The organism is Streptomyces sp. NPDC006393 (genome assembly GCF_040628575.1).
In the GTDB taxonomy this organism is placed as follows: Bacteria; Actinomycetota; Actinomycetes; order Streptomycetales; family Streptomycetaceae; genus Streptomyces.
On the sequence record NZ_JBEXZD010000043.1, the window covers coordinates 37,357 to 61,357 of the forward strand.

Here is a 24,001-nt window from a genome sequence, read left to right on the forward strand (position 1 = left end):
CGCCCTCCACCCGTCGTCCCGCTCGTACGGGCAGCATCCTCCCCGATCCCACTGACAACCGGCCGGGAGAGGGTCACAGGCCCGGGGCGCCCCAGACCGGGAACCAGCGGCTCAGGTCCTGTTCGACGCGCAGGTCGTTGGCGAGGGTGGCCTTCAGCTGGAGCTCCAGGGCGTTGTCACGCTGGTGCGGGCGGTCGGGCAGCGGGGCGAAGGGGTAGAAGGTGCCCCGTTTGTAGAGGTAGACCAGCGCCAGACGGCGGCCGGAGCCGCCGCCCGCCTTGCTGTCCGCCTCGCCCTTGTTGTCCGCCTCGCCGTCCGCCTCGCCGTCGGCGAAGCCGACCAGGGAGCACAGCAGCTGGGGGCCGAAGCCGTTGACCTCCATCGCGCTGTTCACCGCGTGCAGGTCGTTGACGAGTTCCGGCAGCTGGTCCGGGGCGCGGCGGGAGACCAGCCAGGAGTAGCCGTAGGCGTCCTTGGACAGCTCCACCGGCGGGCCCGTGCGGTCGGTGTCCGCGTCGAGCAGCGCCTGCACCTCACGGTGCGTCTGCTCGAACGCGGCGCCCTCGACCGTGGCGAAGCACACCGCGCCCTGCCCGGTCGGCCTCAGGCCCGCCGCGGCCTCCAGCGTCACCGCCGCCGACGGCAGCCCGAACAACTGGTCCAGGTCCGGCGGAGCCGGTTTCGTACGGCCGAGCAGGATGTCCAGGAGCCCCATGCTCAGCCCGCCCTCCCCGGCGTCGCGGCCTCGCCCAGCTCGGCGGAGATCCGTCCCAGCTGCTCCAGCCGCTGCTCCAGGCTCGGGTGGGTGGAGAAGAACCGGGAGATGCCGGGCTCGGAGCCCAGCGCCGGGGTGAAGTAGAAGGCGTTGAAGGCCTGGGCGGTGCGCAGGTCCTCCGACGGGATCCGGGCGATGTCACCCGTGACCTTGGTGAGCGCGGAGGCCAGCGCGGAGGGCCGCCCGGTCAGCAGGGCCGCCGCCCGGTCCGCGGCCAGCTCCCGGTACCGGGACAGCGCCCTGATCAGCAGGAAGCTGATCGCGTACACGGCCGCGGAGACGCCCATGACCATGGCGAACACGGCCAGGGTGTTCTGGTCCTTGCGGCCCCGCCCGCCGAAGAGCTCCGAGTAGAACGCGAACCGCACGACCAGTCCCGCGACCACGCCGAGGAACGACGCGACGGTGATCACGGCGACGTCCTTGTGGGCCACGTGCGACAGCTCGTGGGCCAGCACGCCCTCCAGCTCGGCGGGCTCCAGCCGCCGCAGCAGCCCGGTCGTGACGCACACCACCGCGTTGTCCGGGTTGCGCCCCGTGGCGAACGCGTTGGGCATGTCGAAGGTGGACACGGCCACCACCGGCTTGGGCATGTCGGCGATGGCGCACAACCGGTCCACGACCGCGTGCAGCTCGGGATACTCCTCCCGCTCCACCACCCGGCCGTGCATCGCGAACAGTGCGATCCGGTCGGAGAACCAGTACTGGGCGCCGAGGGCGACCGCCGCGATCACCACGACCAGCACCCAGGATTTCAGCAGCACGATCAGTGCGGCCACGAACGCCACGTACAGCAGCCCGAGCAGGAACAGCGTGACCCCCATGCGCACGGTCAGCCGTCGGTCGCTCCGGAAGCGGCTCTGCATCTTGCATCACCCCGCAGTCAGGCACTCGTCCCGCCATCCAGTGTGCACCTGAGACCGGCCATGAACGGGTTCCGAACGCCTCCAGCAGAGGCAAAGGACCCTGCGGGGACGGCGGGGCGCGTGGACCGTGCGAGCGCGGCGTCAGCGGTCGAGCCCGGCCTCCCAGGCACGCCGCTCGAGCACGTGGTCGCTGAAGAGACGACGGGCCCGCTCCAGCAGCTCACCTGGTGCGGGCCTGCGCCCGGTACGTCGTACGGGAGCAGGTTCCGCCCAGTCCGCGGCGCGTATCACCACCAGCGGCAGCAGCCCGGGGTGCGCCGCCGCCCGGCGCAGGGCCCGCTCACGCTTCCGGCCGTCGCGGTGGCACAGGGCGAGGGCGAGTCGCGGCTCGTCGAGCAACGCGGGGTCGGCGGGCAGGGGTGCGGCGTGCTCCCTGCGCGGCCCTGGCGGGTGGCCCGGCCGGTACCGGTACCAGTCGGCCTCCCGTACGCCGGCGTCCAGCGCGAGCCAGGCGCGGGGGTCGGCGACGGCGAGGGCGTCCCGCAGCGGTACGCCCTGCGCCAGCCGTTCCGCCGCGGCCTCGCCGCCCTCGATGTCCTCGGTCTCGCGACGCATGCCCCAGGCCCCTTCTCACCGGATGCTCGGACTCCCCCGCCGAACGCTCAGCACGCTCAGGACACTCAGAACATGGCGCTGGTCCGGGCGTAGCCGATCAGGAGGATCAGGGCGGCGACGCAGCCGAGGACCACGGCCGTCGATATCCAGGAGGAACGGCGGGGGGCGGCCGGGTCCGGGTCGGCGCGGAAGGGGACCGGGGCCGGGGGGTTGTCCTTCCAGCGGGCGGCCAGCATCCGGGCCCGGGCGGAGGGCTCCTTCTGCTCGGCGGCGTTCGCCCATCGGTGATCGAACTCGCTCTCGAGGTCGTCGTGTCCGGTCATCCCCGTTACCTCACTCCAGCTCGTCGGCAAAGGATCATCTTCCGTCTGTAGGAGACGCCTGAAGCGCCGGAAGGTTGCACGACGGCGCGGAACGCACGGCTCCCGACGGGGCCGCGACCCGGTGCGCCGCTCCTTCACTCTTTCGGCTCAAGATGCTGCGCGATCGGTGTGCGCTTAGCCTCGTGGGGAGGGTTTGCGCTGCGGCCGTGGCCACCCGCCTCATGCCTCGGAAACCCGCCCGAGCGGTGGGTGGAAGGAAGGTACTCCCATGAGAGCACAACGCGTCAGGCGGCTGTTCGCGATGTCCGCGGCCGGTGTCCTTCTGGCCGGTGGCGCCGCGTTCGGCACGGCGGGTACGGCCTCGGCGGCCTCGTCCGCCACGACGGTCGCCCCGGCCCATGTCGCCGCCCATGGCGGCGGTGACTGCGGTCGCGGCGGTTCGTGGGGCGGCGGCTGCGGCGGCGGCTACGACCGCTATGGCAGCGGCTACGGCGGCTACGGCGGCTTCCTCTACGACGGCATCGGCGGCCTCGGTGGCCTCGGCAGCATTGGCGGTCTCGGTGGCCTCGGCAGCATCGGTGGCCTTGGCGGCCTCGGTGGTCTCGGCGGGCTCTTCGGTCTGCTGTGACGGCATCCCACGCGGCACGACCGAGGGCCGCCACCCGGACTGGTCTCCGGGTGGCGGCCCTCACGGTTCTGCCTCTCTGCCTCGCGACAGCGGCCTGTCACACGTCGAAAAAGTGACCCGCCGGGTCTTTGATCTCTGACGGCGTAGTCGATCAGCGTTGCGACTCACGTGATCAGCTTCTCGACCTGGAAGCCAAGGCGCTGCAACCAGGCGACTGCGTGACCGTTGCCGCCGCTGAACTCGCCGGGCGACAGTGCGCGGCCCTGGTCCCACTTGTGCCCTGACACACGTCGGGCAGTTTGTAGACCTGCCAGTCGACGAGGCTGGCATGATCGCGCCATGTCTGTCGATCTCTTCTCCGTAGCGGGCCACGCGGCTCCGCCGGCTCGCGGCCTGATCCTCGTGTGCGTGTTTGGTGTGCTGGGCGTGCTGTACGGTGGCGCGCTCGTCTTCAACGTCCGAGGCGCAACAGACGCGCTGATCCGCATGCGCCAGGCCAAGTTGGAACGTGAGGCTCAGAAGATCATGAGCTTGACCCACGCCGAGCGGCGTGCGCTGCCGACCTGGTTCTTCCGGGTGCTCGGCGGCATCGTCTTCGCGAGCGGTGTGTTCATGTTGTTCATGGACGTGTTCCTGTACGCGTATTGAGAAGAGTGGACCTGCCCGGTAAAGCACGACGTGGGGGCCATGATCTTCGAGGCTCGCGCCAAAGTGGCTGGCTGAAGTCGCGGAGCCGACCGCCCCAGCCACGACGTGTTCTGACCTCATGCCCCGTGTGCCCGCCCGGAGGAGCGAAGCGACGACGGGTGCTTGATGAGGCAGAGAAAGAGGTAGAGAAAACCGTAACGGGATCTGGTGCTGTGGCTGGGAAGTGAAAAGCTGGGGGCGTGATCGGCGGACAGCCTGAGTACCCAGAGCTCTGGGCGTTTCTGGAGTCACTGCACTGCGGCGAGCTCCTTTCCGGCACCGTCACAGGGGTCGAACGGTTCGGCGTGTTCGTGGCGCTGGACGACGGCCCCGATCACCCAGTCTTCCCCGGCGTCGGGTTCATCACGATCCCGGAATTGTCCTGGCGGCGCTTCGAAGCAGCCTCCGACGTCGTGCAGGTTGGGCAGCGGGTCTCCTGTGAATTCCTTCAGTTTGATACCTGGAACCTGGAGGCCAGACTGTCCTTGCGAGCGACGGGGCCGGATCCCTTCCAGGCATTCGCCAACGGCATCGCGGTCGGGCAGAAACTGCACGGACAGATCACCAAGTTGGTCCCGTTCGGCATCTTCGTCCAGGTCGCCGACGGAATCGAGGGACTGGTCCGCCTACGGGAGCCCACACGGACGTCCGTGGAAACTCGCTCAGAGGTCGTCCAGGTTGGCGACGAGGTCACCGTCGTCGTCACCGAGATCGACCGAGAGCGACGCAGGTTGGTCCTCTCCCGACGACAGGGCTCAACAGACCGTTGATGACACCTCTGCATCCCCGTGACGTTTCCCTTGCGCGAGCGATGCGTAGCGTCTGAGCGCCTGCTCAGCAAACAGGAGGCGCACGCCCCAATCCGGTCCACCTATGTGCTCTCAGCACTAGCTATCGCGGCTCAGCGCGGTCAGGTGATCGAAGTACTCACGGCCAGTCGCCTCGGATGCGAAGTCGCGGTTGACGATGGCTGCAAGCTCTCGGCTGACCATAAGCAGGGATGGCAGAGACCCTGCCCTCGGCGGCACGCTGGGCGCTCGGCAAGTACGGGTATTCGGAGCAGAGCCGATCAGCCGTGATCCGGAGGGCGTCCAACATGGGGTTGTCGACGTCGGATGCCTGCAACCTGCTGATGAAGGCCCTGGCCGAGTACCTCGGGCACTCGGACCCTGCTTCACGCTGCGCACCTACACGCGCCTGCTGCCGAACAGCCGGGATCGGGCCCGCAAGGCCATCGACCAGGCATTCCGAGTGCGCCCCGAGTGCGCCAGGACGGCGCGGCCTGAACAGGCCCCGAGACCCGGAGCCGAAAAGCCGTCGGCCGGCTCTCCCGCGTGGGGAGAACCGGCCGACGGCCCACAGACGGCCCAGGGGAGCGGTTACCCGCTCTGACCTGGGGCGATATCACACGTCGAAGTACAGCTCGAACTCGTGCGGGTGCGGGCGCAGCTGGAGCGGGGCGATCTCGTTGGCGCGCTTGAAGTCGATCCACGTCTCGATCAGGTCCGGCGTGAACACGTCGCCCTGGAGGAGGAACTCGTGGTCGGCCTCGAGGCGGTCGAGGACGGCGCCGAGGGAGGTCGGGACCTGTGCGACGTTGGCGTGCTCCTCGGGGGCCAGCTCGTAGAGGTCCTTGTCGATCGGCTCGGCCGGCTCGATCTTGTTCTTGATGCCGTCCAGGCCGGCCAGCAGCAGCGCCGAGAAGGCCAGGTACGGGTTGCCGGAGGCGTCCGGGGCGCGGAACTCCACGCGCTTGGCCTTCGGGTTCGAACCGGTGATCGGGATACGCATCGCGGCGGAGCGGTTGCGCTGCGAGTACACCAGGTTCACCGGGGCCTCGAAGCCCGGCACCAGGCGGTGGTAGGAGTTCACCGTCGGGTTGGTGAAGGCCAGCAGCGACGGGGCGTGCTTGAGGATGCCGCCGATGTAGTAGCGGGCGGTGTCCGACAGGCCCGCGTAACCGGCCTCGTCGTAGAACAGCGGGTCGCCGTTGCTCCACAGCGACTGGTGCACGTGCATGCCCGAGCCGTTGTCGCCGAAGATCGGCTTCGGCATGAAGGTCGCCGTCTTGCCGTTGCGCCAGGCGACGTTCTTCACGATGTACTTGAACAGCTGGAGGTCGTCCGCGGCGGCCAGCAGCGTGTTGAACTTGTAGTTGATCTCGGCCTGGCCGGCGGTGCCCACCTCGTGGTGCTGGCGCTCGACCTTCAGGCCGGCCCGGTCCAGCTCCAGGGAGATCTCGGCGCGCAGGTCGGCGAAGTGGTCGACCGGCGGGACCGGGAAGTAACCGCCCTTGTAGCGGACCTTGTAACCGCGGTTGTCCTCGAGCGCGCCGGTGTTCCAGGCGCCGGCCTCGGAGTCGATGTGGTAGAACGACTCGTTCTCCGCCGTGCGGAAACGGACGCTGTCGAAGACGTAGAACTCGGCCTCGGGGCCGAAGTACGCGGTGTCGGCGATCCCGGTGGAGGCCAGGTACGCCTCGGCCTTCTTCGCCACGTTGCGCGGGTCACGGGAGTACTGCTCGCCCGTGATCGGGTCGTGGATGAAGAAGTTGATGTTGAGGGTCTTGTCCCGGCGGAACGGATCCACGCGCGCGGTGGACAGGTCGGCGCGCAGGGCCATGTCGGACTCGTGAATGGCCTGGAAGCCACGGATCGAGGATCCGTCGAAGGCCAGCTCCTCGTCGGGGTCGAACGCCTCAACGGGCACCGTGAAGTGCTGCATGACGCCCGGCAGGTCGCAGAAGCGGACGTCGATGAACTTGACGTCCTCGTCCGCGATGAACTTCTTGGCCTCGTCGGCGTTCTGGAACATCCAGCTCCTCCTACTCCCGACCGTCCCGCCGGGGTGGTAGATCGTTCGTGCGGCCAGTGCGGTGGCACACGCTGATGCCGACCCTAGGGACGGGTGATTTCTCGGGCGTGACCCATTTGTTTCGCAGAAGTTAACCGGCCCGGGTGGGGTCACGTCCGCGGACACCCCGGCCGACCCCGTCCTTCCAGCCTCGCAGTACCGTGGACGGGTGGACAACAGGCAAGCAATCGGATCGTGGCTCTCCGGGCCGCGGGCGGCCATGGAAGAAGCGGGTGCCGACTTCGGCTACCGCGGTGAGCAGCTCGGGCTCCCGGAGGAGGGGCCGAACTCGATCGCCCGCCCGGGCCGGCGCATCGGGGCGCTCGTCGTGGACTGGGGCGTGTGCCTCCTGATCGCATACGGTCTGATCACGGACAGCTACAACAAGGCGGCCCAGGTGTGGGCGCCGCTGATCCTGTTCGCCCTGATGGTCCTCACGCTCGGCACCGTCGGCCTCACCCCGGGCAAGCGGCTCTTCGGCCTCCGCGTGGTCGCCCTGAACACCGGGCGGGTGAACCCCTGGCGCGCCCTCCTGCGCACCGTCCTGCTGTTCCTCGCCCTCCCGCCCCTGATCTGGGACCGCGACGGCCGCGGCCTGCACGACCGGCTGGCGGGCACCGTGGAGGTGCGCATCTGAGGTGCGTATCCGAGGTGCGTATCCGAGGTGCGCATCTGAGAGTTACGACGATGGGGGCGCCCGGATCACCGGGCGCCCCCATCGTCGTGACTCAGGAGATCAGCGGGCCTTCGGGCCGCGCGGCATCCGCATGCCCTTGGGCATCGGGCCCTTCGGCAGCGGCATGTTGCTCATCAGGTCGCCCAGGGCGCGCAGCCGGTCGTTGGTGGCGGTGACCTGCGGGCCGGTCAGCACGCGCGGGAGCTTCAGCATGGTGGTGCGCAGCTTCTTCAGCTCGACCATGCCCTCGCCCTGGCCGACGATCACGTCGTGCACCGGGACGTCGGCCACGATGCGGTTCATCTTCTTCTTCTCGGCGGCGAGCAGGGACTTCACCCGGTTCGGGTTGCCCTCGGCGACCAGCACGATGCCGGCCTTGCCGACCGCGCGGTGCACCACGTCCTGGCTGCGGTTCATGGCGACGGCCGGGGTGGTGGTCCAGCCGCGGCCGACGTTGTCCAGCACCGCCGCCGCGGCACCCGGCTGGCCCTCCATCTGCCCGAAGGCCGCCCGCTCCGCCCGGCGTCCGAAGACGATCGCCGTCGCGAGCAAGGCGAGCAGGAGACCCAGGATGCCCAGGTAGATCGGGTGGCTGATCGCGAAGCCGATCCCGAGGAGGACCCCGAAGGTGATGATGAAGACACCCGCCAGGATCAGACCGATCTTCGGATCGGCCTTGCGGGTCATCTTGAACGTCAGGGCGATCTGTTTCAGTCGCCCCGGGTTGGCAGCCTCGGCTGCGGTTTCCTTCCTCGCCATGCCACGAAGTCTACGTGGCCCGGCAAGCGCCCGACGACGGCAGTGTCCGTACCGCCGGGGCGGCCGGTCAGGGGCGGACGGCGGGGAACTGGTCGAGGACGCGCTGGGCCTCGACCCGGTCCTTGGCGCGGCGGCGGTCCTCCAGGACGGAGGTCCAGGCGTTGCGGCGGGCGGTGCGCTGGCCGCCGCTCATCAGCAGCGACTCGACCGCACGCAGTGCGTCGGTGAAGGACGGAATGGCTGTGGCGCGGACGTGCGCGGCCTGCATGGTGGAGGTCCCCCCTCGTAACGGCTCCGGTGTACGTGGCGTGAGTCCAGGGTCACTGTTTGGTGTTACCAGGGCGTGACCCACCGGTCAAACACCGATGAAACCCTGATGGAGCAGGCCGAAAAGGTGACGCGGCCCTGATGGACGCCCTGATCTGGGGCGACGGTCGGGACCGCGTCGTATCGGCCACTACCTGCCGGTAGCTTCTTGTGCGTGAATTCACACGGCTGCCGGTATCCCTTGGCGGGACGCTGGGGTGACGAGGTGTCAGACCGCCTGGACGGCGATGTAGCTGCCGCGCTTCTCCACGGCCATCCGGTACAGGCGCCCGGCGCGGTAGGAGGACCGTACCAGCGGGCCGGACATCACGCCCGAGAAGCCGATCTGCTCGGCTTCCTCCTTCAGCTCGACGAACTCCTGCGGCTTCACCCAGCGCTCCACCGGGTGGTGCCGCACGCTCGGCCGCAGGTACTGGGTGATGGTGACCAGCTCGCAGCCCGCCTCGTGCAACTGCCGGAGCGCCTCGCTGACCTCCTCGCGGGTCTCGCCCATGCCGAGGATCAGGTTGGACTTGGTGACCAGGCCGAAGTCGCGGGCCTCGGTGATGACCTTCAGGGAGCGCTCGTAGCGGAAGCCGGGGCGGATGCGCTTGAAGATCCGGGGGACCGTCTCGACGTTGTGCGCGAAGACCTCGGGACGGGAGTCGAAGACCTCCGCCAGCTGCTCGGGCACCGCGTTGAAGTCGGGGGCCAGCAGCTCGACCTTGGTGCGGCCGCCCTCGCGGTCCGCGGTCTGGGCGTGGATCTGGCGCACGGTCTCGGCGTACAGCCAGGCGCCGCCGTCCTCCAGGTCGTCGCGGGCGACGCCGGTGATCGTGGCGTAGTTCAGGTCCATGGTGACCACGGACTCGCCGACGCGGCGCGGCTCGTCGCGGTCCAGCGCCTCGGGCTTGCCGGTGTCGATCTGGCAGAAGTCGCAGCGCCGGGTGCACTGGTCGCCGCCGATGAGGAAGGTCGCCTCGCGGTCCTCCCAGCACTCGTAGATGTTCGGGCAGCCGGCTTCCTGGCAGACCGTGTGCAGGCCCTCGCTCTTCACGAGGTTCTGCATCTTCGTGTACTCGGGGCCCATTTTCGCCCGGGTCTTGATCCACTCGGGCTTGCGCTCGATGGGGGTCTGGCTGTTGCGGACCTCCAGGCGCAGCATCTTGCGTCCGTCGGGTGAGACTGCGGACACGACCGGCTCCCTAAAGCTTTGATTCCTCGGCGTACCTCAGGGTACGCCCATGATGTTCATGGCCCTCACGGATGGCCAACCCATGGCCATCGGGGTGCATTCCCCGTACGTGCGGTCAGGCGGACGCCTTCTCGATCTCGCGCGGCCTGAGGTCCGCGTTCCCGAGCACGTCCCGCAGATGCTTCTCGGCGATCGGGAGCACCTCTTCGATGGTGACCTCGCGGCCGAGTTCGTACGAGAGGGAGGTGACGCCCGCGTCGCGGATGCCGCACGGGATGATCTTGTCGAAGTTCGAGGTGTCCGGGTTCACGTTCAGCGCGAAGCCGTGCATGGTGACGCCCTTCGCCACGCGGATGCCCATGGCGCAGATCTTGCGGTCCTCGCGGCGCTGGCCGGCGTTCGACGGCGCGTACTCGGGGCCGTTGAGCCGGGGGTCGAACTCGGAGTCGGCGGTCCGCGGGTCGAAGTCGAGCTGGAGCCCGCCCAGCTTGGGACGCTCCTCGACGGGGTCGCCGAGCACCCACACCCCGGCGCGGCCCTCGACGCGCGAGGTCTCGACGCCGAACTCCGCGCACACCCGGATCATCGCCTCCTCCAGGCGGCGCAGATGCGCGACCACGTCCACGGGCCGGGGCAGCTTCTGGATCGGGTAGCCGACGAGCTGGCCCGGGCCGTGCCAGGTGATCTTGCCGCCGCGGTCCACGTCGATGACCGGGGTGCCGTCCAGGGGACGCTCCTCGGGGGCGGTGCGGCGGCCCGCGGTGTAGACCGGCGGGTGCTCGAGGAGGAGGCAGGTGTCGGGGATCTCGTCGGCGAAACGGGCGGCGTGCACCCGGCGCTGCTCGTCCCAGGCGACCTGGTAATCCACCATGTCCGCACCGAATCCCATGCGGACGAACCGCAGCTCACTCACGGCAAGCGCCTCCCTGGAAGGTCGTAAGGCACGAAACATGCCCACGCCACTGTACGTCCGGCCGTCGCGCGTCAGCCCTGCGGGCAATCCTCACACGATCGGATGAATGCCGGGCGAAGATTGCGGTCGGCTGCTCACTCTCCGCTACATTCGCGCCGTTCATGAGGCCATAAGGGCTGCTCACAGGCAATCCGGGCACCACGCGGCCGCGTGCGTGCCCGAAAGGCAGGAGACCGCACCGCAGATGACGGAACGACCCGCGCAGCGCACTCCCAACCGCCAGCTCGCCGCGCTCATCGCAGAAGCGGGGTTCTCCAACGCAGGTCTGGCCCGTCGCGTGGACCAGCTCGGTCTCGAACACGGGCTGGACCTCAGATACGACAAGACGTCGGTCACCCGCTGGCTGCGCGGGCAGCAGCCGAGGGGAACCACACCCGCCCTCATCGCGGAGGTCTTCACCCGGCGTCTCGGCCGCCGGCTGACCGCGCAGGACCTCGGACTGGACGCCTGCGCGCCCGTCTACGCGGGGCTGGAGTTCGCGGCCGCCCCCGAGGAGGCCGTCGACATCGTCAGCGGGCTGTGGCGCAAGGACTCCGGCAGCCACGCCGAACTGCGCAAGATCGCCTTCACCCCGGCCGGTCTCGTGGTGCCCAGCCGGGACTGGCTCATCGGGCGCGCCGACGACCGGGTCGCGCGCGGCGAGGGGCCCGCCGCGCGGGTCCCGGCCCAGGGCCGCCCGGCCGAGGCCGCCGCGCTCGCGGACCGGCAGCCGCAGATCGCCGGGGTGCCCCGCCAGCGCGGCCGGGCCGACCGGGACCAGACCGAGCGGGAGGCCGGGCAGCGGGTCACCTCGGGGGACGTCGCCGCGCTGCGCTCGGTCGGCGAGCTGTTCCGCGCCCTCGACGACATGTACGGCGGCGGCCACGCCCGCCAGGCGCTCGTGCGCTACCTGGAACACGAGTGCGAGCCGATGCTGCGCGGCGCCTACGGCGAGCAGACGGGCCGCCAGCTGTTCGCGGCGGCCGCCGACCTCACCCGGCTCGCGGGCTGGACGTCGTACGACATCGCCGCGCACGGGCTCGCGCAGCGGTACTTCGTGCAGGCGCTCCGGCTCGCCCAGGCCGCCGGGGACCGGCCCTACGGCGCCTATGTGCTGGTCACCATGAGCCGGCAGGCCGTCTACCTCGCGCACGGGCGGGAGGCGGTGCAGCTGGCGCGGGTGGCCCAGCAGGGCATCGGCACCTCGGCGCCGCCGGTCGTCCAGGCGCTGCTGCACGCCGCCGAGGCGCGCGGGCACGCCGTGCTCGGCGAGGTGCGCGCCTGCACGGCCTCCCTGGTGCGCGCCGAGCGCGCCCTGGAGGGCGCCCGGCCGGGCGACGAGGTGCCGTTCTGGGCGCGCCCCTTCGACGAGGCCCAGCTCTCCGACGAGTTCGGGCACTGCCACCGGGACCTTCAGCAGTACCGCGCCGCCGCGCAGCACGCCGAGCGCGCGCTCCAGATGCGCGCCCCGGCGTACGCCCGCAGCCGGCTCTTCTGCCGCGTCGTCCTCGCCACCGCCCGCCTCGGCCTCGGCGACCTGGACCAGGCCTGCCGCCTCGCCGCCGAGGCGGCGGCCCAGGCCGCCGAGATGCGCTCGGTACGCGCCCACGAGTACGTCCGCGACTTCGAACGCCGCCTGGAGCCGTACAAGGACGCGACCGCCGTACGGACGTATCGCGACAAGCTCGCGGCCCTGAACTGAGAGAAATGAGAGAGAGGGCGCGGGGCGACGCGGTGGCGGGAGCGCGTGGCCTGCGGCGCCCCGGACGGGGCCCGTGGCGGCCAGGGCGTGTGCCCGGCCGTGGGAGTCGTCGTCTCTGGCCGGGCCGGGCCCGTCGACGGCGCGTGCGGCCGCGGTGCGTGCGGCCACACGGCGAGTCCGCCGGGCGGCGGACTCGCCGTGTGGTGTGCGCCTCGGTTCCGGTTTGCACGTGTCGGCCGGTGCGTGGCGGACGTCGGCGCGGACATGACTCGGTTGGGACGTGTCCGGCGCATGGGCGGGCGCGTCCGGGCCGGGGCGGTGTCAGGCCGCCGCCGCTCTCGGGGAGGTCGGTTCCGGGTCCGCGCGGTGCAGGGAGCGGCCCGCGCCCAGGTCCGCCAAGAGGGCTGCGCAGGCCCGGTGGGCCGAGTGCAGGGCGCCCTGGAGGGTGCTGGTGTCGCGGTGGTCGCCGCAGACGTACAGGCCCGCCAGAAGGCGTACCGGACGGCGGAGGTCGTGCGGGGGACGCATCGCGGGGACCGCCTCGCGGGTGTGGTGGACGGCGAGCGTCTCCCAGCGGGCGGTCGAGGTGCCGTACAGGCGGGACAGATGGCGGCGTACGGCGGCGTCGACGTCGGCCGGGGGATCGCCCAGGACCGTCGAGGAGACCAGGGCCCGGCCGACGGGGGCCCGGGACGGGTCGACGTGGCTGATCACCGCCGTGTGCGCGACCGGCCCGCCGCGGTCCGAGTCGAGCAGCAGGTGCCCGCCCGTCGCCGGGGGCTCGTCCGTCGTGTGGTGCACCACCGTCACCGGGTGGAAGTCCGGCACGCGCAGACCGGGCAGCAGCTCGGCGGCGGTGCGCGCGTCGGTGGCGACCAGGACCGCGCGGCAGCGGATCTCGCCGTGCTCGGCGGTGGTCACCGAGTTGGTGGCGACGGAGGTCACCCGGACCCCGGTGTGCACCGTGCCCGGCGGCAGCGCCCCGGCGAGCAGCTCCGGCAGGACCTCCGCGCCGCCCTCCGGCAGGCACAGCCGGCCGCTCGCGAAGGCGTGCAAGGCGAGGTCCGCGCAGCGGCTGGAAGTGGTCAGGTCCGGGTCGCACAGCAGGGCGGACAGCAGCGGCCGCAGAAAGCCGTCGACGGTGCGGGCGGGCAGCCCGCGCGTCGCGAGCGCCTGGCCGGCGGGCAGTTCGGGGCGGGCCAGGAGACGTTCGACCGGAGTGGCGGCGATCCGGGCGAGCGCGGTGCGCAGGCGCAGGGGCGCGCCGATGCCGAAGGGCTGGGCGCGGTCGCCCAGTCCGGGCCGGGACCTGCCGGGGGGCGCCGGCCGCGCGGTGCCGGGGAAGGGCGCGTCGAGCCGTGTCGCGGGGGCGGCGCCGGTGTCCGGCGGGGTGTCCGGGCGGAGCCCGGTGCCGGGCGGGACGGGGCGCAGGGCACGGCCCGTCAGGACGCCCCTGGAGGGAGCGGAGGGCCGGGGGGCGCTCGCAAGGGCGCGCACGGCATGAAGTGCGCCCCGTGCGCTCCGTGCGCTCCCTCCACCCGCCGGGGCGCCCGCGCGGTGGTGACGGCCGTCGCTGTGCAGCAGGACCCCCGGTGCGAAGGGGCGCAGCACGAGCGAGTCCAGCCCCGGGCCCCGGCCCAGTTGGGGATAGGACGTGAACAGCAACTGCCCGATCCGGTCGAGCCGGAACCCGTCGACCTTCTCCGTCGACATACGGCCGCCCACGTAAGGGGCGGCTTCCAGGACTGCGGTCGTTACTCCTGCGCTGGTCAGCCGATGGGCCGCCGAGAGCCCGGCGACCCCGGCTCCCACCACGACGACATCCACCTGGTACGCGGGCTCAAGCACGTGCCCCTCCTCGAGGTTGCGCGACCGGTGGAGCTGTGATGCCCTCAACCGGCTTGAGGAATACCCGAGTTCGGCACGAGGTTAGGGTCGTATTCGGTCAGGTGCAGTCGCGCATCGACAGGGCACGGTCGCACGGCGGTCGCATACGGTCGCACCGCATCACAGGGCGGCCCGTACCGCGTCCTCGATCCCCGGGAACGCGAACGAGAACCCCGACTCCAGCAGCCGCTTCGGCACCACCCGCGCGCTGCCCAGCACATCCCCCGCCATCTCCCCGAGCACCACACGCAGCACCGGCGCCGGCACGGCGAACGGCGTCGGCCGGCGCAGCACCCGCCCCATCACCGCCGTGACCTCACGGTTCGTCACCGGCTGCGGCGCGGTGAGATTGACCGGCCCCGACAGGCTCCCGGTGTCGATGAGATGCCGCAGCGCCGCCACCTCGTCGTGCAGCGCGATGAACGACCAGTACTGCCGCCCGTCGCCGAGACGCCCGCCCAACCCCGCCTTGAACAGCGGGAACAGCCGCCCCCAGGCCCCGCCCCGGCGGGCCACCACCAGCCCGGTGCGCGCGAACACCGTCCGGATGCCCGCCTCCTGCGCCGCCGCCGCGGCCTCCTCCCAGGCCACGCACAGCTCGGGCAGAAAACCGTCCCCGGGCGGCGCGCTCTCGTCGACCGCCTTCTCCCCGGTGTCGCCGTAGAAGCCGACCGCACTGCCGCAGACGAACACCCGCGGCGGCGCGTCGAGGGAGGCGACGGCCTCCGCGAGCGCCGCCGTGCCCAGCACCCGGCCGTCCCGCATCGTCTTCTTGTACGCCTCGGTCCAGCGGTGGTCGCCCACCCCGGCGCCCGCCAGATTGACCACGGCGTCGCACCCGGCGAGCCCGGCCGCGTCCACGTACTGCCGCTCGGGGTCCCAGCAGACCTCGTCACGGCCCCGGGCCGCCCGGCGCACCAGGCGCACCACCTCGTGCCCGTCCGAGACCAGGGACCGCACCAGTGCGCTGCCGATGAGACCGGACGCGCCGGCCACCGCGATTCGCGAACGTTCCATGCGCCCATCCTGCCCGCGGCACGGAAATTCCGGGGCGTCCCTCGGCTCCCGCCGTAGAGTGATCTCCATGCCGGCCGTCCACATACGCCCCGCCACACCCGACGACGAAGACCCGCTCGCCCGGCTCGACCGGGCCACCTGGTCCACGCTGCACGCCGTGCAGCCGCGCCCGCAGCCGCCGTACGAGCCCTTCTTCACCGAGCGATCCGGGCCGGACGAGATCCTCGTGGCCGAGCTGGACGGCGCCGTCGCCGGCTACATCCGGCTGGCCCTGGCCACACCGCTGGCGTCCAACGCGCACGTCCGCCAGATACGGGGCCTGGCCGTCGCCCACGAGGCGCGCGGCGCCGGAGTCGGCCGCGCCCTGCTGCGCGCCGCCGTCGAGGAGGCCCGCCGCCAGGGCGCCCGCCGCCTCAGCCTGCGGGTGCTGGGCCACAACACCGCCGCCCGCAAGCTGTACGAGTCCGAGGGCTTCGTCGTGGAAGGCGTCCAGCCGGGGGAGTTCCTGCTGGACGGCGCCTACGTCGACGACGTGCTCATGGGCCGCCTGCTGTGACCGGAACCCCTGACACGTCCCGCGTGACTCAGGCGGACACCAGCGGGCCCGTGTCCACCGCCGTCGTCGCCGTCGCCGCCTGCCGCGCGTCCGAGGCGATCTCGTCCGCCGTCAGCGCGTAGCCCGTCTCGCTGTTCGAGGTGGAGCGGGCGAAGACCATGCCGTAGACGCGGCCGTCGCCGGTCAGCAGCGGGCCGCCGGAGTTGCCGGGGCGGACGGTGGAGCGGACCGCGTAGATCTCCCGGGTGACCGTGGCGGTGTTGTAGATGTTCTGGCCCGTCGCCCGGATCCGGTTCGCCACCGTCGCCGCCTGGAGGTCCAGGCCGCCGTCCTGCGGATAGCCCGCGACCACGGCCGCGTCGCCGCGCGCGGCGGTGCCGTCGAAGCGCAGCACGGGGGCGCGCAGGCCGGGGACGTAGAGCACGGCCACGTCCCGGTCCGGATCGAACAGCACCACCCGCGCCTGGTACGCGTGCCCCACGCCGCCGATCCGCACGGCCGGATCGTCGATGCCCGCCACCACGTGCGCGTTGGTCATCACATGCTCCCGCGCGTACACGAAGCCGCTGCCCTCGCGGCCCTGGTTGCCGGAGGTGCCCAGGATCTTCACCGTGCTGAGCCGGGCGGCGTTCGTGGCGGCGGCCGTCACACTGTCGCCGGAGGGCTTGGCCACGCCCGCCGCCGGCTCGTTCTCGAACGGGTTGAAGACCTGCGGGAAGCCCGCCTCGGTCAGCGCGGAGGTGGCGCGCGAGAACCAGGCCGGCGTGGTGTCCGGCATCGCTTTTTGCACGGCGCCCAGCAGCGTCGAGTCACGTATCGCCGTCGTCACCACCGGGGACGAGGAGGCGCCCAGCACGCTCGCCGCCACCCAGGCCACGATCAGCACCGCCACCGCGTTGGCGGCGGCCCCGCCGATCCCGTCGGCCACCCGCAGCGGCCCGTGGTCCAGCTCGCTCCGCAGCCGCAGCGCGAGCCGTCCCGCCAGCTCGTGCCCGGCCACCGCGGGGACCAGCACCGTGAGCACGGCGGTGACCGTCGCCGTCGTCGTCCCGCGCGTGACGAAGTCCATCACCCACGGCAGCACCCACACGCCGACGACCGCACCGCCCACGAACCCGGCCAACGAGACACAGCCGGCCACCAGTCCGCGCCGGTAGCCGGACGCCGCGTAGAGCAGGATCAGCAGCACCAGCACGAGATCGAGCAGGTCCACGCAGGCCGCCTTTCTCTCGGGCACGCGGATCCGGGATCCGGCCACGTGTACGTGTACCACCAGAAACGACCCCGACCAGGACGATGGTTCCACCAGGTGGCACACCACACATCGCGGACGGACCGGATGGGGGTGACAGTGAGCTCATGCGTGGAGTGGGGAAGGCAGGGCGCACCCCGGGACGGCCCGGCCCGCGAGGCCGGCGCCGGCTCGGCGTGGCGCACCGGTGCCCGGAACGGCTGCGGAGCACCGCCGTGACACTGCTGTGCTGCCTGACGGGCGCCACCGCCGTCGGCGCGGTGCTGCTGGGAGCCCAGAGCGTCGAACACACACTGGCCCTGGAAGCGCCGGACGGGCTGCGCGCCCAGGCGCCGGGCTCGGAGCCCGCGCAGGCCGAGGCGCCGCAGCAGGCCGGCTCCCGGCACACCGCGCCCCGGCCGCGCATCGTGCCGCGGACGGTGTGGCTGGACGCCACGACGCGGCACCGGCAGCCGCCGCCGCGCTACGACGACAAGGTGGTCGCCGTCTTCGTCCACCACACGGACTCGCCCAACGACTACAAGTGCGCCGACACCCCGCGCATCATCCGCTACCTGTACGCGGGCCAGACCGGCGCCCGCAAATGGGACGACATCGGCTACAACTTCCTCGTCGACCGCTGCGGCACGATCTACGAGGGCCGCGCCGGCGGCGTCGACCGCCCCGTCACCGGCGCCCACACCCAGGGCTTCAACCATCGCACGGCCGGCATCGCGGCCATCGGCACGTTCGCGGCCGGTACCCCCGTGCCGCGGGCGATGACGGACGCGATCGCCGCGCTGGCCGCCTGGAAACTGGGCCTGGCCGGGGTCGACCCGCGCTCCTCCGTCACCCTGGTCTCCAGCAACACGCTCAGCCGGTACCCGGTCGGCACCACCGCCCTGCTCCCCGCCCTGGCCGGCCACAACGACGGCTTCCGCACCGACTGCCCGGGCGCGGCCCTCACGGTCCGGCTCCCCGCCATCCGGGAGGCGGCGGCCCGGCTCCAGGGCAGGCTCCAGGGCAGGAGGAGATGAGCGGCGGGGCCGGGGCTGAGGACCTCACTGCCGGGGGTCCGTGACACCGGAATGACCCCCGGGGTCCGTGACACCGGAATGACCCCCGGGGTCCGTGACACCGGAATCACTCCTGGGGCCCGTGTCCCCGGAATCACTCCCGGAACCGGTCCCACAGCCTGGGATAGCGCTGGGCGAGTGCCCGGTCGTCCTCGAAGGCGAGGGGGGAGCCCTCCGGTTCGGGCGCGGCGGGCGCGATGCCGAGGTCGGGGGCGACGGTGCCGGTGAGCTGTTCGTAGGCCTCGTCGGCCGCGTAGCCGAGTTCCTCGCCGTCCCCGTCGATCTCCTCGTCGAAGTCGTCCAGGAGATCCGCGAGCGAGTCCGGGTCGTGCACGGCCCCCTCGAAGACCTCCCGGCCCTGACCGATCAGCCAGCACCGGAAGAAGTCGAACGCGTCGTCGCTCGCCCCGTCCAGCAGCACCCAGGCGGCGCCCCACAGGTCCCAGCGGTAGGCGCGGTTGTACCGCGCCTCGAAGTGACGGGCGAAGTCCAGCACCAGCTCCGGGTCGAACTCGAGCAGCCGTTCCACCAGCAGATCCGCCTGTTCCTCGGGGTCCCCCTCGGCGGCCCCGCGCGTGGCGTCGATCAGCTCCCAGAACTCCGTCTCGTCCATCACGGGTCAAGCATCGGCCCTCGGGCCGGGGCCCGCACGCGGAGTGCGGCGGAGTGCGGCGGATCGTTATCAGGCGGCCTGCCGTCAGCGGTACAGCGCGGTCAGACGTCAGCGGTACAGCGCGGCCAGACGCAGCGCGTCCCGCGCGAAGCGCTCGCGCAGCGAACCGGGGGCCAGCACCTCCACCTCCGGTCCGAGCGAGGTGAGCTGGCCGTGGGCGACCTCCTCGGACTCCACCGGGAGGGTCACCGTCAGCCACCCGTCCGCGTCCGGCGCCCCCGCGGCGGCGAGGGCCTCCCGGGCGGCGGCGGGATCGACGGCGTACGGCAGTGCGCGCATCCCGGCCGGAGACAGCCGTACGACGACCTCGGCCCGCAGGATCGACCGTGCGAACTGCTCGGCGCGCTCCGCCCAGAAGGCGGGCAGCTCGAAGTCCTCGTCGCGCTCGAACCGCTCCTCGCCCACCTCGACGGCCGTGAACCGGCCGATGCGGTACACGCGGTACGACCCCCGGCCCGCCACCCGCGCGCACAGGTACCAGACCCCCGCCTTCAGCACGAGCCCGTACGGCTCCAGCTCGCGCTCCACCTCGGCCCGACCGCTCCGGTAGCGCGCGGTGATCCGCCGGTCGTCCCACACCGCGTCGGCGACGGCGGGCAGCAGCTCGGGCGTCCTCGGCTCGGTGAACCAGTTCGGCGCGTCCAGGTGGAAGCGCTGGGCGGTTCTGCGGGAGGCGTCCCGCAGCGACGGCAGCAGCGCCGCCGACACCTTCAGCCGGGCCGCCGAGGCCACGTCCTCGAGACCCATCTCGCGCAGCGCCCCCGGCACCCCGCTCAGGAACAGCGCCTCCGCCTCGCTCCGCGCGAGCCCGGTCAGCCGCGTCCGGTACCCGCCGATCAGCCGGTACCCGCCGGCCCGCCCCCGGTCCGCGTACACCGGCACACCCGCCTCGGACAGCGCCTGCGCGTCCCGCGTGACGGTCCGCTCGGACACCTCCAGCTCCCGGGCCAGCTCGGCGCCGGTCATGGAGGGCCGGGACTGCAACAGCAGCACCATTTTGATCAGACGGGCGGCACGCATGGGCCCATGATGCCGGGGGCCACCGACAGCGAAGGGGTACGGCGAGTGCCGTACCCCTTCGTCGCCTGTCGGCCCTCAGCCCTTACAGGCCGTACTTCTCCCGGGCCTCCTTGACCGCCGAGGCCTTCACCTCGCCGCGCTTGGCCAGCTGGGCCAGGGCGGCGACGGCGATCGACTCGGCGTCCACGCCGAAGTGGCGGCGGGCCGCGTCACGGGTGTCCGACAGACCGAAGCCGTCGGCGCCCAGCGAGGACCAGTCCTGCTCGACCCACTGCGCGATCTGGTCCGGGACCTGGCGCATGTAGTCGGAGACCGCCAGCACCGGGCCCTCGGCGCCCTGGAGCGCCTGGCGCACGTACGGCACCCGGTCCTCGCCGCGCAGGAGGGCCGCGTCGGCCTCCATCGCGTCGCGGCGCAGCTCGCCCCAGGAGGTCGCGGACCACACGTCGGCGGCCACGCCCCACTCCTCGGCCAGCAGCCGCTGCGCCTTCAGCGCCCAGTGGATCGCCGTGCCGGAGCCCAGCAGCTGGATGCGCGGGGCGTTCGCCGGGACCGTCAGGCCCGCCGACTCGGCCGTGTTGAAGCGGTACAGGCCCTTGACGATGCCCTCGTCGATGCCGAGGCCGGACGGCTTGGCCGGCTGCGGCAGCGGCTCGTTGTAGACGGTGAGGTAGTAGAAGACGTCCTGGTCCTCGCCCTCGGCCGCCTCGCCGTACATGCGGCGCAGGCCCTCCTTGACGATGACCGCGATCTCGTACGCGAACGCCGGGTCGTACGTCAGCGCCGCCGGGTTGGTCGCCGCGATCACCGGCGAGTGGCCGTCGGCGTGCTGGAGGCCCTCACCCGTCAGCGTGGTGCGGCCGGCCGTGGCGCCGACGAGGAAGCCGCGGCCGAGCTGGTCGCCGAGCTGCCACATCTGGTCGGCGGTGCGCTGCCAGCCGAACATCGAGTAGAAGATGTAGAACGGGATCATCGCCTCGCCGTGCGTCGCGTACGCGGTCGACGCGGCGATGAAGTCGGCCATCGAACCGGCCTCGGTGATCCCCTCGTTGAGGATCTGGCCGTTCTTGGCCTCCTTGTAGTACATCAGCTGGTCGCGGTCGACCGGCTCGTACGTCTGGCCCTTGGGCGAGTAGATGCCCAGCGAGGGGAACAGCGACTCCATGCCGAAGGTGCGCGCCTCGTCCGGGACGATCGGCACCCAGCGCTTGCCGGTCTCCTTGTCGCGGACCAGGTCCTTGACCAGGCGGACGAACGCCATGGTGGTGGCCACGCTCTGCGAGCCGGAGCCCTTGTCGAAGGCGGCGAAGGCCTTCTCGGCCGGGGCGGGCAGCGCCGGGAGCGGGTGGACGCGGCGGGCCGGGGCGGGGCCGCCGAGGGCGGCGCGGCGCTCCTGGAGGTAGCGCACCTCGGGGGAGTCGGCGCCGGGGTGGCCGTAGGGGACCTGGCCGTCGACGAAGTCGCTGTCCTTGATCGGCAGGTCCAGGCGGTCGCGCATCGCCTTGAACTCGTCCACCGTCAGCTTCTTCATCTGGTGGTTGGCGTTCTTCGAGGCGAAGCCCTCACCGAGGGTGTGGCCCTTGACCGTCTGGGCGAGGATCACCGTCGGGGCGCCCTTGTGCGCCAGGGCGGCCTTGTAGGCGGCGTAGACCTTGCGGGACTCGTGGCCGCCGCGCGAGAGGTGGAAGCACTCGAGGATCTTGTCGTCGCTCAGCAGCTTCGCCATCTCGGCGAGCGCCGGGTCCTTGCCGAAGAAGTCCTCGCGGATGTAGGCGGCGTCGCGGGTCTGGTACGTCTGCACCTGCGCGTCCGGTACCTCGCGCAGCCGGCGTACCAGCGCGCCCGTGGTGTCGAGCCGGAACAGCTCGTCCCAGGCGGTGCCCCACAGCGTCTTGATCACGTTCCAGCCGGAGCCGCGGAAGAGGGCCTCCAGCTCCTGCACGATCTTGAAGTTGGCGCGGACCGGGCCGTCCAGGCGCTGGAGGTTGCAGTTGATGACGAAGGTCAGGTTGTCCAGGCCCTCGCGGGAGGCGAGGGTGAGCGCGGTGGTGGACTCCGGCTCGTCCATCTCGCCGTCGCCGAGGAACGCCCACACGTGGGAGTCGGAGACGTCCTTGATGCCGCGGCTGGTCAGGTAGCGGTTGAACCGCGCCTGGTAGATCGCCGAGATCGGGCCGAGGCCCATGGACACCGTCGGGAACTCCCACAGCCAGGGCAGGCGGCGCGGGTGCGGGTAGGACGGCAGGCCGTTGCCGCCGGCCTCCTGACGGAAGTTGTCCAGGTGCTGCTCGGTGAGCCGGCCGTCCAGGAAGGCGCGGGCGTAGATGCCGGGGGAGGCGTGGCCCTGGATGTAGAGCTGGTCGCCGGAGCCGTCGCCCTCCTTGCCGCGGAAGAAGTGGTTGAAGCCCGTCTCGTACAGCCAGGCCGCGGAGGCGAAGGTGGCGATGTGGCCGCCGACGCCGTGCTTGCTGCCGCGGGTGACCATCGCCGCCGCGTTCCACCGGTTCCACGCGGTGATCCGGGCCTCCATGGCCTCGTCACCGGGGACGGCCGGCTCGGCGGCGGTCGGGATGGAGTTGACGTAGTCCGTCTCGAGGAGCTTGGGCAGGGCGACGCCGGTGCCCTCGGCACGCTCCAGTGTGCGGCGCATCAGGTACGCGGCACGGTGCGGCCCGGCCGCCTCGGCGACGGCGTCCAGCGAGGCCTGCCATTCGGCGGTCTCCTCGGGGTCGCGGTCCGGGAGCTGGTCGAGCTCGCTCGGCTGGATGGCGTTGGGGTCGGTCATGTCGCCGCCTTCCTCAGTCGAAGGGGGTTCCCTCATCTGGTAAGGGTTCGGGGGTGCCCTTGGTCTTTGGCAGGACAGGGCTGAGGCTCTGGTGGAAGCCCGTTGGTGACTCTAACTCCCTGATCGATGATCGATCAAAGGGTTGAGGGCCAAAACCTCTCGATCCCGAGAAAGTCGGCACGGGGTGCCCTGCGCGCAGGCACGCGGTGCCGCGTTTTCGAATGATTTCCGCAGGTGAGCGGGGTGATGCTCGACTGGGAGACCTGGGTCACGCCCGCGGCGCGCACCCCAGGACATGAGCCTTCACCAGCTCGGGGATCCGCGGGTCGCGCCTGCGGAACGCCTGCACCAGCTCCTCGTGCTCCTCCGCGTACGACTGCTGGACGGTGCCCAGCCAGCGGATCGACAGCGCGGTGAAGACCTCGATGCCCAGGCCCTCCCAGGTGTGCAGCAGCACGGAGTTGTGCGCGGCGCGCACCAGTTCGCGGTGGAAGCCGACCGTGTGGCGGACCTGGGCGGTGCCGTCGGCGTTGCGGTCTGCCTCGTACAGGGCCAGCACGTGCGGTTCCAGGGCCGAGCAGTCCTGCGCGAGGCGCTCCGCCGCCAGCTCCGCCGCGATGGCCTCCAGACCGGCCCGCACCGGGTAGCTCTCCTCCAGGTCGGCCGCGGTCAGGTTGCGCACGCGCACGCCCTTGTTCGGCGCGGACTCGATCAGCCGCAGCGACTCCAGCTCGCGCAGGGCCTCGCGCACGGGGGTCTGGCTGACCTCCAGCTCGGTGGCGATCCGCCGCTCCACGATCCGCTCGCCCGGCTTCCAGCGCCCGCTGACGATCCCCTCCACGATGTGCTCGCGGATCTGTTCGCGCAGCGAGTGGACGACGGGCGCGGTCATGAGGGCTCCTCAGTCGGGGCGTTTGACGTTTAGACAATACGGCGGGTTCGCTCCGCGGGAAGGGCGCGTGGGGGCGCTCTCGCGCAGGTGAGACGAGGCGCACACCTCCGGTGGTTCGGCGGGGGCGCCTATGAGCTCGGGGTCGTCCGTCGTCCGGCGGGTGCGGGTCGTCCTGTGGCTGGGCGCGCCCACGCGGCGGAGCCGCACAGGAATACAGCCCCGCGCCCCTTACGTCGGTGCCCCCGCCCGGAGATTCCGGGCGGTTTTTTTCCTTGTGGTAAGCGACCAGCACGTTTTAATTTAATTAAACCTGCAATAGATGCATTACTAGCGGGCTCACTGAAAACCCCTTCCTTAGATGTCATCATTTGATAAGCTTCTAAAATTTCTTCATCAGTTACACTATCAATTAATCCATTTGATTCTTTAAGTGCATTAGTCGCTTTCTCCCAACTCGCAGGATTTCCAATACGAATAGCAGTAGCAACAGTTTCTGGATTTTTAATGACTTTATTTTGAACGATTGG

General features: G+C 71.3%; 25 protein-coding genes and 1 pseudogene. 8 read left to right on the top strand and 18 right to left on the bottom strand.

Translation table 11 applies throughout. The features are described 5' to 3' along the window. Positions 1 to 73 precede the first annotated feature (73 nt). From ABZ484_RS19565 to ABZ484_RS19580, 4 genes are all read right to left on the bottom strand, one after another. On the bottom strand, positions 74 to 715 hold the full coding sequence (locus ABZ484_RS19565; protein WP_358867145.1) for a hypothetical protein: 642 nt from the start codon (positions 713 to 715) through the stop codon (positions 74 to 76). Positions 716 to 717: 2 nt separating this feature from the next. Next, on the bottom strand, positions 718 to 1,641 hold the full coding sequence (gene htpX, locus ABZ484_RS19570; protein WP_358867146.1) for a zinc metalloprotease HtpX: 924 nt from the start codon (positions 1,639 to 1,641) through the stop codon (positions 718 to 720). Positions 1,642 to 1,782: 141 nt separating this feature from the next. Then, complete coding sequence (locus ABZ484_RS19575; protein WP_358867147.1) at positions 1,783 to 2,256, bottom strand: hypothetical protein; 474 nt, start codon at positions 2,254 to 2,256, stop codon at positions 1,783 to 1,785. 65 nt (positions 2,257 to 2,321) lie between these two features. Then, on the bottom strand, positions 2,322 to 2,579 hold the full coding sequence (locus ABZ484_RS19580) for a hypothetical protein (protein ID WP_358867148.1): 258 nt from the start codon (positions 2,577 to 2,579) through the stop codon (positions 2,322 to 2,324). A gap of 268 nt (positions 2,580 to 2,847) precedes the next feature. On the opposite strand from ABZ484_RS19580, the gene ABZ484_RS19585 reads away from it, so the two are divergent. Then, complete coding sequence (locus tag ABZ484_RS19585) at positions 2,848 to 3,207, top strand: hypothetical protein (RefSeq protein ID WP_358867149.1); 360 nt, start codon at positions 2,848 to 2,850, stop codon at positions 3,205 to 3,207. A gap of 164 nt (positions 3,208 to 3,371) precedes the next feature. Here ABZ484_RS19585 and ABZ484_RS19590 read toward each other — a convergent pair whose 3' ends face one another. Continuing rightward, positions 3,372 to 3,494, bottom strand: a complete 123-nt coding sequence (locus ABZ484_RS19590; RefSeq protein WP_358867150.1) for a hypothetical protein — start codon at positions 3,492 to 3,494, stop codon at positions 3,372 to 3,374. Positions 3,495 to 3,546: 52 nt separating this feature from the next. On the opposite strand from ABZ484_RS19590, the gene ABZ484_RS19595 reads away from it, so the two are divergent. The 3 genes and pseudogenes from ABZ484_RS19595 to ABZ484_RS19605 form a co-directional block, all read left to right on the top strand. Continuing rightward, positions 3,547 to 3,855 (top strand): hypothetical protein, encoded by a 309-nt coding sequence (locus tag ABZ484_RS19595; protein ID WP_358867151.1) that lies wholly within the window; start codon positions 3,547 to 3,549, stop codon positions 3,853 to 3,855. 239 nt (positions 3,856 to 4,094) lie between these two features. Beyond that, positions 4,095 to 4,664 (top strand): S1 RNA-binding domain-containing protein, encoded by a 570-nt coding sequence (locus tag ABZ484_RS19600; protein ID WP_358867152.1) that lies wholly within the window; start codon positions 4,095 to 4,097, stop codon positions 4,662 to 4,664. Between the two features lie 362 nt (positions 4,665 to 5,026). Further along, positions 5,027 to 5,286: pseudogene (locus ABZ484_RS19605) on the top strand (hypothetical protein); the annotation flags it as partial. 12 nt (positions 5,287 to 5,298) lie between these two features. Here ABZ484_RS19605 and glnA read toward each other — a convergent pair. After that, entirely contained in the window at positions 5,299 to 6,708 is a 1,410-nt protein-coding gene (gene glnA, locus ABZ484_RS19610; protein WP_358867153.1) for a type I glutamate--ammonia ligase, read from the bottom strand. Positions 6,709 to 6,916: 208 nt separating this feature from the next. Between glnA and ABZ484_RS19615 the strand changes: the two genes are divergently transcribed. Continuing rightward, positions 6,917 to 7,384, top strand: a complete 468-nt coding sequence (locus tag ABZ484_RS19615; RefSeq protein ID WP_358867154.1) for an RDD family protein — start codon at positions 6,917 to 6,919, stop codon at positions 7,382 to 7,384. Between the two features lie 99 nt (positions 7,385 to 7,483). On the opposite strand, the gene ABZ484_RS19620 is transcribed toward ABZ484_RS19615, so the two are convergent. The 4 genes from ABZ484_RS19620 to lipB all read right to left on the bottom strand — a co-directional run bounded on the left by ABZ484_RS19620 (position 7,484) and on the right by lipB (position 10,596). Then, a complete protein-coding gene (locus ABZ484_RS19620; protein ID WP_358867155.1) occupies positions 7,484 to 8,182 on the bottom strand; it encodes a DUF4191 domain-containing protein in 699 nt (232 codons plus the stop codon). 67 nt (positions 8,183 to 8,249) lie between these two features. Continuing rightward, on the bottom strand, positions 8,250 to 8,450 hold the full coding sequence (locus ABZ484_RS19625) for a hypothetical protein (protein ID WP_358867156.1): 201 nt from the start codon (positions 8,448 to 8,450) through the stop codon (positions 8,250 to 8,252). A gap of 267 nt (positions 8,451 to 8,717) precedes the next feature. Continuing rightward, positions 8,718 to 9,683 (bottom strand): lipoyl synthase, encoded by a 966-nt coding sequence (gene lipA / locus ABZ484_RS19630; protein WP_358867157.1) that lies wholly within the window; start codon positions 9,681 to 9,683, stop codon positions 8,718 to 8,720. Between the two features lie 115 nt (positions 9,684 to 9,798). Further along, a complete protein-coding gene (gene lipB, locus ABZ484_RS19635) occupies positions 9,799 to 10,596 on the bottom strand; it encodes a lipoyl(octanoyl) transferase LipB (protein WP_358867158.1) in 798 nt (265 codons plus the stop codon). A gap of 244 nt (positions 10,597 to 10,840) precedes the next feature. Here lipB and ABZ484_RS19640 point away from each other — a divergent pair, with 244 nt between their 5' ends. Then, the gene (locus ABZ484_RS19640) at positions 10,841 to 12,337 is read left to right on the top strand and encodes a regulator (RefSeq protein ID WP_358867159.1); all 1,497 of its coding nucleotides are present in this window, start codon (positions 10,841 to 10,843) and stop codon (positions 12,335 to 12,337) included. A 321-nt stretch (positions 12,338 to 12,658) separates the two neighbouring features. On the opposite strand, the gene ABZ484_RS19645 is transcribed toward ABZ484_RS19640, so the two are convergent. Both ABZ484_RS19645 and ABZ484_RS19650 read right to left on the bottom strand, forming a co-directional pair. Then, entirely contained in the window at positions 12,659 to 14,185 is a 1,527-nt protein-coding gene (locus tag ABZ484_RS19645) for an NAD(P)/FAD-dependent oxidoreductase (protein WP_358867160.1), read from the bottom strand. A 159-nt stretch (positions 14,186 to 14,344) separates the two neighbouring features. Beyond that, a complete protein-coding gene (locus ABZ484_RS19650; RefSeq protein ID WP_358867161.1) occupies positions 14,345 to 15,241 on the bottom strand; it encodes a TIGR01777 family oxidoreductase in 897 nt (298 codons plus the stop codon). A gap of 58 nt (positions 15,242 to 15,299) precedes the next feature. Between ABZ484_RS19650 and ABZ484_RS19655 the strand changes: the two genes are divergently transcribed. Next, positions 15,300 to 15,797, top strand: coding sequence for a GNAT family N-acetyltransferase (locus tag ABZ484_RS19655; RefSeq protein ID WP_358867162.1), 498 nt, complete (start codon positions 15,300 to 15,302; stop codon positions 15,795 to 15,797). Positions 15,798 to 15,825: 28 nt separating this feature from the next. Here ABZ484_RS19655 and ABZ484_RS19660 read toward each other — a convergent pair whose 3' ends face one another. Next, the gene (locus tag ABZ484_RS19660) at positions 15,826 to 17,010 is read right to left on the bottom strand and encodes a MarP family serine protease (RefSeq protein ID WP_358867169.1); all 1,185 of its coding nucleotides are present in this window, start codon (positions 17,008 to 17,010) and stop codon (positions 15,826 to 15,828) included. Between the two features lie 239 nt (positions 17,011 to 17,249). On the opposite strand from ABZ484_RS19660, the gene ABZ484_RS19665 reads away from it, so the two are divergent. After that, complete coding sequence (locus ABZ484_RS19665) at positions 17,250 to 18,065, top strand: peptidoglycan recognition protein (RefSeq protein ID WP_358867170.1); 816 nt, start codon at positions 17,250 to 17,252, stop codon at positions 18,063 to 18,065. A gap of 133 nt (positions 18,066 to 18,198) precedes the next feature. Here the strand turns inward: ABZ484_RS19665 and ABZ484_RS19670 are convergent, their stop codons facing one another. From ABZ484_RS19670 to ABZ484_RS19690, 5 genes are all read right to left on the bottom strand, one after another. After that, positions 18,199 to 18,717, bottom strand: coding sequence for a DUF4240 domain-containing protein (locus tag ABZ484_RS19670; RefSeq protein ID WP_358867171.1), 519 nt, complete (start codon positions 18,715 to 18,717; stop codon positions 18,199 to 18,201). A gap of 108 nt (positions 18,718 to 18,825) precedes the next feature. Beyond that, complete coding sequence (locus tag ABZ484_RS19675) at positions 18,826 to 19,797, bottom strand: WYL domain-containing protein (RefSeq protein ID WP_358867163.1); 972 nt, start codon at positions 19,795 to 19,797, stop codon at positions 18,826 to 18,828. A gap of 82 nt (positions 19,798 to 19,879) precedes the next feature. Then, positions 19,880 to 22,582, bottom strand: a complete 2,703-nt coding sequence (gene aceE, locus ABZ484_RS19680; protein WP_358867164.1) for a pyruvate dehydrogenase (acetyl-transferring), homodimeric type — start codon at positions 22,580 to 22,582, stop codon at positions 19,880 to 19,882. Between the two features lie 268 nt (positions 22,583 to 22,850). Beyond that, a complete protein-coding gene (locus ABZ484_RS19685) occupies positions 22,851 to 23,474 on the bottom strand; it encodes a GntR family transcriptional regulator (protein WP_358867165.1) in 624 nt (207 codons plus the stop codon). A 128-nt stretch (positions 23,475 to 23,602) separates the two neighbouring features. Next, positions 23,603 to 24,001: pyridoxal-phosphate dependent enzyme (locus tag ABZ484_RS19690; protein ID WP_358867166.1), on the bottom strand; the 399-nt coding region annotated here is incomplete at its 5' end.

Coding starts and splice junctions, on each gene's coding strand:
- ABZ484_RS19670 (WP_358867171.1), bottom strand. CDS start 18,717: ATGGACGAGACGGAGTTCTGGGAGCTGATCGACGCCACGCGCGGGGCC.
- ABZ484_RS19580 (WP_358867148.1), bottom strand. CDS start 2,579: ATGACCGGACACGACGACCTCGAGAGCGAGTTCGATCACCGATGGGCG.
- ABZ484_RS19595 (WP_358867151.1), top strand. CDS start 3,547: ATGTCTGTCGATCTCTTCTCCGTAGCGGGCCACGCGGCTCCGCCGGCT.
- ABZ484_RS19585 (WP_358867149.1), top strand. CDS start 2,848: ATGAGAGCACAACGCGTCAGGCGGCTGTTCGCGATGTCCGCGGCCGGT.
- ABZ484_RS19575 (WP_358867147.1), bottom strand. CDS start 2,256: ATGCGTCGCGAGACCGAGGACATCGAGGGCGGCGAGGCCGCGGCGGAA.
- ABZ484_RS19640 (WP_358867159.1), top strand. CDS start 10,841: ATGACGGAACGACCCGCGCAGCGCACTCCCAACCGCCAGCTCGCCGCG.
- ABZ484_RS19675 (WP_358867163.1), bottom strand. CDS start 19,797: ATGCGTGCCGCCCGTCTGATCAAAATGGTGCTGCTGTTGCAGTCCCGG.
- htpX (WP_358867146.1), bottom strand. CDS start 1,641: ATGCAGAGCCGCTTCCGGAGCGACCGACGGCTGACCGTGCGCATGGGG.
- glnA (WP_358867153.1), bottom strand. CDS start 6,708: ATGTTCCAGAACGCCGACGAGGCCAAGAAGTTCATCGCGGACGAGGAC.
- ABZ484_RS19620 (WP_358867155.1), bottom strand. CDS start 8,182: ATGGCGAGGAAGGAAACCGCAGCCGAGGCTGCCAACCCGGGGCGACTG.
- ABZ484_RS19565 (WP_358867145.1), bottom strand. CDS start 715: ATGGGGCTCCTGGACATCCTGCTCGGCCGTACGAAACCGGCTCCGCCG.
- ABZ484_RS19650 (WP_358867161.1), bottom strand. CDS start 15,241: ATGGAACGTTCGCGAATCGCGGTGGCCGGCGCGTCCGGTCTCATCGGC.
- ABZ484_RS19685 (WP_358867165.1), bottom strand. CDS start 23,474: ATGACCGCGCCCGTCGTCCACTCGCTGCGCGAACAGATCCGCGAGCAC.
- aceE (WP_358867164.1), bottom strand. CDS start 22,582: ATGACCGACCCCAACGCCATCCAGCCGAGCGAGCTCGACCAGCTCCCG.
- ABZ484_RS19625 (WP_358867156.1), bottom strand. CDS start 8,450: ATGCAGGCCGCGCACGTCCGCGCCACAGCCATTCCGTCCTTCACCGAC.